1 protein-coding gene is annotated in these 625 nt (G+C 61.9%); it reads right to left on the bottom strand.

The genetic code is table 11. The annotated features are described in order from the left end of the window. Positions 1-54: 54 nt before the first annotated feature. On the bottom strand, positions 55-625 hold a 571-nt coding region (locus tag PYV00_RS23205; protein ID WP_275230716.1), incomplete at its 5' end, for a tyrosine-type recombinase/integrase.

The following is a 625-nucleotide window of genomic DNA, read 5'->3' as shown; positions in this document are numbered from 1 at the left end:
CGTCTGCTCCATACCTGCCCGCCTCACGCTCATCGCGTCACCGAAACGGGTAAATCAGGGTGTCCGCAAGACGGCCTGCCCAAGGGCGGTGATTTTCCACCAGGCCAGTTCGTCGCCCATGTCCTGAGCCTTCGTCGCAAATCCATGACGCGAAAGACGCACGAGAATGCCATTGTCCTTCGCGCTGAGGCGTCCCGGCGTCTCCGGCCCGGCGCCGGCCAGATCCTCCAGCATCCCCCACTCATCGTCAGGCAGTAAGCCGTTCGTCGACCGCTCAGGATTAGGACTCTGCTGCTCTCGCGGTGTTTCCTTACCCGTCAACGCTGACGAGATCCGGTCTGACACACGATTGGCCGCCTTGACCGATGGATCGCGGTCGACATGGGCATAGATCATCGTCGAGCGAAGGTTCGCGTGGCCAAGGATCGCGCCCGTCAAGGCCAGCGCCTCTCCGTTGGAGGTTGCGATCGCGCCGACTGTATGCCGAAGCGTGTGCGGCGTAACGCCCGGCAGGTCAGCTCGCTTGACGATTTTCTGCCATATGCTCTTAGTGCCCTGAAATGTAGCGCGACGATTACGGAGTCCGGTCGGCGTCAATTTTGATGGCCGATAGGTGGCCGCGCCG

Origin of the sequence: Novosphingobium album (ex Liu et al. 2023) (genome assembly GCF_029076845.1) — a bacterium.
In the GTDB taxonomy this organism is placed as follows: Bacteria; Pseudomonadota; Alphaproteobacteria; order Sphingomonadales; family Sphingomonadaceae; genus Novosphingobium.
This window is presented reverse-complemented; position numbering and strand designations above follow the sequence as displayed.